This window comes from Sphingobium sp. CCH11-B1 (genome assembly GCF_001556865.1).
In the GTDB taxonomy this organism is placed as follows: domain Bacteria; phylum Pseudomonadota; class Alphaproteobacteria; order Sphingomonadales; family Sphingomonadaceae; genus Sphingobium.
In genome coordinates this window covers 1-6,108 of record NZ_LSJY01000109.1, presented here as the reverse complement: position 1 = coordinate 6,108, position 6,108 = coordinate 1, and the positions used below count along the sequence as shown (strand labels likewise).

Genomic DNA, 6,108 nt, shown 5'->3' with positions numbered 1-6,108 from the left:
GGCAAGCGCGTCCTCGGCTTAGCGTAGGATTTCGCCCCCTCCCGCAAATGACCCCACATAGGCCAGCGATCCCGCAGGCATGGCGGCGAGGCGCGTTAGCGCCGCCTCGCAGCGCCGTAACAGGGTGCTGAAACTCTCCGCCCCTTCCCCGTCGCAGTAGTCAGGATCGGCCTCGCGCCAATAGCGTTCTAGGTGCGGCATCCGTTCGGCGCTGCGCGTGCCGTTCCAGCGCGCAGGTTGCAAATAGGTGAACTCTTCGATCGGCCACACTTCCACCGGCACGCCTGGAAAGCGCGCGATCGTCGGCGCGGCCGTCTGCCGGGTGCGGGTATAGGGCGAGGTGACGATGAGCGCGGGCGCTTGCGTCCAGCTCGCCGCGACCGCGCGCGCCTGTTCGTGGCCGCGCTCCGTCAGCGCGATCGTCGCGAGATCGTGGCAGGGCACGCCGGCGTTGCCGGTGTTTTCGCCGTGGCGGATGAAGATCGCTCTCATGTCCGGTTAGGCGGCCCGGTATAGCCCATTGCTGGCTTCCCAGCCCCGGCACGCCAGCAAGATTGGTTTCGGCACCTTCTTTTCGCCGTTGGAGTAGTAGGCGACCATGCGGCGCGAGACGCCAAGCGCATCGGCCGCCTTCGACAGCGACAGCGCATGGCGCAGCCGCCATTCGAGGAAGGCGCGCACATCGCCATGCCCGGTTGCCGACAGCGTTTCGAGCCACAGCATGTCCGCGCCCAGCTCCGCACCCGAAGGCCAGGCCAGGCTATGACCCCAATCGCCCACTTCGACCTTGGCGAACTCGCCCGGATCGCGCAGCGCGGCAAAGGCGCGATCGGCGAGGACCGCGCCAAGATCGAGATCAGCCGCCGTCCCTTCCGACCAGGACAGATGCAGCGATGACGGCCCGGTCGCGCGCACGGCGGTAATGGTGCGGGCCTTGTCGGTGATGTTCATCCGTTCAACTCCTGCCACGTCTGCATGAGCAAAGCCTGATTAGGCCGCGCCCATTCCAATGCGTCCTTCAAGACCGCCGCCGACACGGTGCCCACGATCACGTCAAACGATGCAATCGCCACCGAGCAGCGGAAATCCGGGCCTTCGATGTGGAAATGCGGCACGCCATGATCGCGGCCATAGACGGCAATTTTCCAGCGGGGACCGCGAAACATCGTGACCATGCTTCAATGTAGTGCAAAGGTTGCACTAGTGCAAGGCTGATAGCCAAAATGATCTAAGCGCCTGGCGCTGGCACCGTGGCCCTACTCGTTGCGCTCCCCAAGCCCGCAAGCGGTCCTGGCCCAAGGTTCCGGCCCACATGGCGGGCGAGATCGCGTGCGCGGATCTCGCGGCACCCTCGCCGATTACCGGCGATGTAGGCGATCGGGCGTCCAGCCTTCAATTCGTCGCCGGGTTCCGGCGGCCGATCAGGCACCTTGTCGAGAATGCGGTCGAGATCACCCACCGCACGACCTTTGGAGCGCCGCGCGAAAAACTCGGCCGCCGTTTCGGGTCGATCAATCGTCATCATGGAGATCAGACATAAGCGCCTCAACGCTGGTGAAGCGCACGCCCTTGCCAGCTTCCAGTTCTTCGATCGCATCGCGCGTAGCAGCGCGGCCCATCAACTCGGCCTCCAACTTCGCCTTATGGGCCTCATTACGCGCGCGGCGCTCGGGACTCCAATCTTTCATAAGATCGGAAAAGGGGCGATGGCCGGCCATTCTATCAATCCTTCTAGGTGAGAATCTGGATGCCGCGCCGCTTCACCAGCGTCAGCAAGGCGAGCGCCGCGCCAGTCGGCCGCATCGTGCCGGCCTCCCAGCGCTGGACCGTGCGCTTGTGCGCCCACAGCAAGCGCGCAAACCCGGCCTGGCTCAAACCGCTCTCCTGGCGCACCGCCGGATTTCGGCCGCCTCCATCGGTGGATAAAGGATTTCGCCGTTTCGATCAGTCCCCGTCATGGTCGTTCATCCCGGCCATGCCGGCTGCTGCGCCGGCTTCGGCGATGGCGTCGTTGATTTCCTCGATCGTGAACCGCGCGCCGTTGCCCTTCACTATCCCGCGCAGGTCATCCCACGAGCTTTTGCGCGGTGCCGGCGGCGCGATGCCCGCCGCCGTCGCGGCGGTCATCAGGTCATCCAGCGAGAATCTGTTAAACTTCCCGCGCAGGAGGTCGTTGAGGCGGGGCGGCGTCAGCCCGAGCCGCTTGGCGGCCTCGCCCAGCGGCACGTCCCACGACTTCACCCGCGCGGTGATGCCCCGCATCAGGTCCGCGCGCGTCCTCAACTCCGTCGCCTCCTCCGGCGTGTCGGCGATTGCGTCAAAGACGCAGGCGAAGGTTTCGACCTTCATGTCGTCGGCGTTCATTGCCCTGCCTTCCAAACGTTCGGCCGTCGAGCCGATTACTCGAACAGTTCCGAATGGGTTCCCGCGCGCACGAAGTTCACCAGATTGCCCTCAATCGTGTAGATCAGCAGGAAATCGCCGCCGATATGGCACTCGCGATGATCGCTCCAATCGCCCTTGAGGGCGTGGTCCAGCCATTCCGGGCCAAGCGGCGCATCGTTGGCGATGAGCAGCATCATCGCTTCCTTGAGCTGGTTCATGTTGTAGCGGCCGCTGCGCGACAGCCGCTCCCAATCCTTGACGAACCGCTTTTCGTAGGATGCCTCTCTTGGGAACGAAGCCCGCTTACTGCTGGCGGGCTTCTTGGTCGAGGGCATCGAACAGTTCCTTGGGATCGGTGAAGCGCGCACGACGCGCCTTCATGGTCGCGCGGGACGATTCGATCGCGGCGCGCGTCTCGGCGTTGGGCACCTTCAGCTCGAACGGCAAGGCATGGTCCTTGGCGACCCGCGTAAGCGTCATGCGGACCACATCGGAAACCGTCAGCCCCAGCTCGGCTAGGACGGCGGCGGCTTCATCCTTCAATGTTTCGTCGATGCGCGCACGCACGAACGCGGTAGCAGCCATTGGAATCTCCCTAGTCAGACGAACGATGTAGCTCATTTGAGCAACAATTTCAATCTAGGCGAGGAGACTGCGCCTGCCGCTGCGCGGCACCGTGGCTCTACTCGCTTCGCTCCCCAAGCCCGCAAGCGGTCTTGGCCGAAGGTGACGACCCACATGGCGGGGCCGAGATCGCAAGCGGATCTCGGGCATGGTGCCGGCGTGCGCCGGCATGATGTTCGTTCGCATGGGGAAAGGCGGTCCCGGCCGCCTCTCCCCAGCAACGGCAATCAGCGGGACCGGGTTGGCGCGAAGCGCCCGCCCGCACCACTCCCGCAGATTCCCGCTGCCCCCCTCTCTCGCCGGCTGCTCCGCGCGAACTCGGGAGCGATGGCCGCAGCCATCGCCCCGCAGGGCGATTTGAAGGGAGTAGAAGGTATGGAACAGGACAACCGGGAAAGCTGGCTCAATCGGGTGGCGGCGGGCATGGCCCCCTTGTTCGCGGCGTTGGACGCTCCCCTGCCCGCGCGTATCCGCGTGGCGATCGGCTTCACCAGCTCGGGCCGGAAGGGCAAGGCGATCGGCGAGTGCTGGGATAACCGGCTGAGCGCGGACGGGCATTTTGAAATCTTCATCCGGCCCGACCTCGCGCACGCGCCTGACGCCATGCCGGCGCAGATCGCGGCCATCCTCGCGCATGAGCTGGTCCATGCCGCCGTCGGCATCCCGGCAGGGCATGGGAAAGCGTTTAAACGGATCGCGCTGGGGCTGGGGCTCGTCGGGCCGATGCGCGCCACCACCCCCGGCGAGGCGTTTCTTGCGGCCGTCGCGCCGATCTTGGACGCCGTTGGCCCCCTCCCCCATGCCCGTCTCGACACCGATGGGGAGTCGACCGCGCCGAAGAAGCAGAAAACCCGGATGCTCAAATGCGAGTGCGCGACGTGCGGCTATACCGTGAGGACCGCGCGCAAATGGCTTGAGCTGGCCGGAGCGCCGCTTTGCCCGATCGAGGATCACGGCCGCATGGAGCATGAGCCGCTGGACGACGGCAGCGAGGATGAGGGCGGCGACGACGGCTAGACCGCCCTCCCCTCCCCGCAATTCGGGGTTTCATTGACGCTGCGCGCCAGTTCGGGGTTTCGTTGACGCAACCGGAGCAAGCCAGTATGACCACATGCAAACATGCGATCATGTAAGGATATTCACATGCCAACAATCGCGATCATCAGCCAGAAGGGCGGCGCGGGGAAAACCACCCTCGCCTTGCACCTGGCCGCCGCCGCCGAGGATTCCGGGCATACCGCCCTTGTGATCGACGTCGACCCGCAGGCGACGGCGAGCCAGTGGGCGGCATGGCGACAGGATGCGCCCCCGGTCGTGATCGACAGCGCGCCCCCTCGCCTTGCCGCCAAGATCGAGCAGGCGACGGGCCAGGGCGCGGCGTTCATCGTAATCGACACCCCGCCCCACGCCGACAGCGCCGCCAGCGCCGCCGTCGAGGCGGCCGACCTAGTGTTGATCCCTTGCCGCCCCAGCGCGTTCGATTTGGCGGCGATCAAGACGACCGCCAGCCTTGTGAAGATGCGCGGCAAGCCTGCTTTCGTGATCTTCACGGCGGGAAGCCCGACCGCGCCGCGCATGTATGACGAAGCCGCGCAGCTCGTGCAGGATTATGGGCTTGACGCCTGCCCCCACCATATCGCGGATCGCGCCGCCTTTCGCCACGCGGCGGCCGAGGGCAAGACGGCGATGGAGATCGAGCCGAGCGGCAAGGCGGCCGATGAGGTGCGCCAGCTTTACAAGTGGACATGCGAGCATGTAAACATGCAAGCATCTAGGAAGCGGAGGGCCAACGCATGAGCCGGAAGGGATCATTGCTCGCATTGCGGGATCGCGATGCAGCGCCAGCGCCGGCGATGGTCGAGCCGGAGGGGAGGGCGGCCGCGCCGATCGCCCGTGGCACTGGCGCAGGCTCCGGCAGCGGATCGAGCAGCAACCCGGTTGCGCCGAGCCGTCAGGGCAAGAAGGCCATGACGGGCTATTTCAGCCCGGAAATGTCCTTCGCCATGCACATGACCGCCCGCAAGCACGGCATGAGCCTACAGGACGCGATGGCCGAGGCGTTCAACGACTGGCTTCGCAAGATGGGGGAAAGCCCTGTAGGCAAGTGAGCATGTCCACATGCAAACATGCGGGTAAGTAAACATGGCCGCTTGCCCGCATAGAGCAGGGGATCAGCGTAGTGGTTTGCGTTCGTGCCGTTTCTTGCAGAAGCCGAGGAAGGCCCCGGCAGGGCTTTTGAGTTCGGGCTTGCCCATGTCGTGCCACCACGACACCCATTCGTCATAGAGCGCATACACGTCATAGCCTGGCGCGGCCGTCTTGGCGTCGTGCATGGTTTCCGGGTCGATATAGGGCGCATCGTCGCCGGCGCTGGCGACCGGATCGGGCTTGGATTTGAGGCCCGAGCGGTTGCGGAACAAGATCACGTCATCATCCATCGTCACCGCATAGTCGGGGAAATGGCCGTGATCGGCGTCATGCTCGCAGACCTTCTTGACCAAGGCCCGGAACACTCGGAGCGGGCTGTTCGAGCCGCATTTCTTCTGTAGCAACTCTAGGCCGATCTTCCATTCGTCCTTCACGCCGCAATGCTTGCGCGCCAGTTCATACATGCGCCGCTCGAACGGCTTGCGGAGCCGGAAATAGTCGCGGTGGAGCGTCAGGACGTTCTTGCTGATGACCGAGCGATAGACCCAATCCGACAGGGTGATTTCGAGATCGAGCATCCGGCCATCGAACGTCTTGCGCGTGATCTTGGCCTCTTCGATCAGGCCGAAAATCCGCGTTTCTTCGACACCGCCCGTTTGAATATTGGTCCGCACCGTGGTCCCGCGCAGGCGGGTGAGGGCGTCGGCCATCAGTCGATAGCCTTCGCCGCTGGTTTGCCGGTTGGTGGCGACGAGCATGTCATAGGCTTGCAGGCGCACCGTGCGGCTAGGTTGCTCGCCCTGGTTCATCTTCGCGACGAGCTGCGAAATGCAGTAGATCAATATGTCCTTGTCGTGGATCGTCGCCAGCCCCTTGCCCGAGGGGATAATCTCGATGGCTCTGTTGCAAAAATCGTGAAGCTTGAGCATGCTTGGCGGAGATTGGACGGAC

The 6,108-nt window shown here is 64.6% G+C and carries 12 protein-coding genes and 1 pseudogene; 3 read left to right on the top strand and 10 right to left on the bottom strand.

Annotation, left to right across the window (positions count from 1 at the left end; genetic code table 11):
- Positions 1 to 54 precede the first annotated feature (54 nt).
- The 9 genes and pseudogenes from AX724_RS11600 to AX724_RS11560 all read right to left on the bottom strand — a co-directional run.
- Positions 55 to 492: pseudogene (locus tag AX724_RS11600) on the bottom strand (histidine phosphatase family protein); the annotation flags it as partial.
- A gap of 6 nt (positions 493 to 498) precedes the next feature.
- Positions 499 to 951 (bottom strand): DUF2442 domain-containing protein, encoded by a 453-nt coding sequence (locus AX724_RS11595; RefSeq protein ID WP_008831328.1) that lies wholly within the window; start codon positions 949 to 951, stop codon positions 499 to 501.
- A complete protein-coding gene (locus tag AX724_RS11590) occupies positions 948 to 1,175 on the bottom strand; it encodes a DUF4160 domain-containing protein (RefSeq protein WP_020817904.1) in 228 nt (75 codons plus the stop codon). Before AX724_RS11590 ends, AX724_RS11595 begins: the two co-directional genes overlap by 4 nt.
- Before the next feature lie 53 nt (positions 1,176 to 1,228).
- Entirely contained in the window at positions 1,229 to 1,525 is a 297-nt protein-coding gene (locus AX724_RS24035; protein ID WP_197421554.1) for a hypothetical protein, read from the bottom strand.
- Complete coding sequence (locus tag AX724_RS11580) at positions 1,512 to 1,718, bottom strand: hypothetical protein (RefSeq protein WP_008831325.1); 207 nt, start codon at positions 1,716 to 1,718, stop codon at positions 1,512 to 1,514. Before AX724_RS11580 ends, AX724_RS24035 begins: the two co-directional genes overlap by 14 nt.
- A 13-nt stretch (positions 1,719 to 1,731) precedes the next feature.
- Positions 1,732 to 1,893 (bottom strand): helix-turn-helix domain-containing protein, encoded by a 162-nt coding sequence (locus AX724_RS11575; protein WP_015449421.1) that lies wholly within the window; start codon positions 1,891 to 1,893, stop codon positions 1,732 to 1,734.
- Between the two features lie 51 nt (positions 1,894 to 1,944).
- Positions 1,945 to 2,364: a helix-turn-helix domain-containing protein gene (locus tag AX724_RS11570; protein ID WP_007685989.1), complete on the bottom strand. Its 420-nt coding sequence runs from the start codon at positions 2,362 to 2,364 to the stop codon at positions 1,945 to 1,947.
- Positions 2,365 to 2,399: 35 nt separating this feature from the next.
- A complete protein-coding gene (locus AX724_RS11565; protein ID WP_007685988.1) occupies positions 2,400 to 2,720 on the bottom strand; it encodes a type II toxin-antitoxin system YafQ family toxin in 321 nt (106 codons plus the stop codon).
- Entirely contained in the window at positions 2,689 to 2,970 is a 282-nt protein-coding gene (locus tag AX724_RS11560; RefSeq protein ID WP_007685985.1) for a type II toxin-antitoxin system RelB/DinJ family antitoxin, read from the bottom strand. The genes AX724_RS11565 and AX724_RS11560 overlap by 32 nt, the downstream gene beginning before the upstream one ends.
- A 414-nt stretch (positions 2,971 to 3,384) precedes the next feature.
- On the opposite strand from AX724_RS11560, the gene AX724_RS11555 reads away from it, so the two are divergent.
- The 3 genes from AX724_RS11555 (at position 3,385) to AX724_RS11545 (ending at position 5,117) form a co-directional block, all read left to right on the top strand.
- Positions 3,385 to 4,026, top strand: a complete 642-nt coding sequence (locus AX724_RS11555; protein ID WP_008831324.1) for a SprT-like domain-containing protein — start codon at positions 3,385 to 3,387, stop codon at positions 4,024 to 4,026.
- A gap of 126 nt (positions 4,027 to 4,152) precedes the next feature.
- Positions 4,153 to 4,806: a ParA family partition ATPase gene (gene parA / locus AX724_RS11550; RefSeq protein WP_007686145.1), complete on the top strand. Its 654-nt coding sequence runs from the start codon at positions 4,153 to 4,155 to the stop codon at positions 4,804 to 4,806.
- Positions 4,803 to 5,117, top strand: a complete 315-nt coding sequence (locus AX724_RS11545; RefSeq protein ID WP_007686146.1) for a ribbon-helix-helix domain-containing protein — start codon at positions 4,803 to 4,805, stop codon at positions 5,115 to 5,117. Before parA ends, AX724_RS11545 begins: the two co-directional genes overlap by 4 nt.
- A gap of 63 nt (positions 5,118 to 5,180) precedes the next feature.
- On the opposite strand, the gene AX724_RS11540 is transcribed toward AX724_RS11545, so the two are convergent.
- Complete coding sequence (locus AX724_RS11540; RefSeq protein ID WP_082733493.1) at positions 5,181 to 6,086, bottom strand: replication initiator protein A; 906 nt, start codon at positions 6,084 to 6,086, stop codon at positions 5,181 to 5,183.
- Positions 6,087 to 6,108 lie beyond the last annotated feature (22 nt).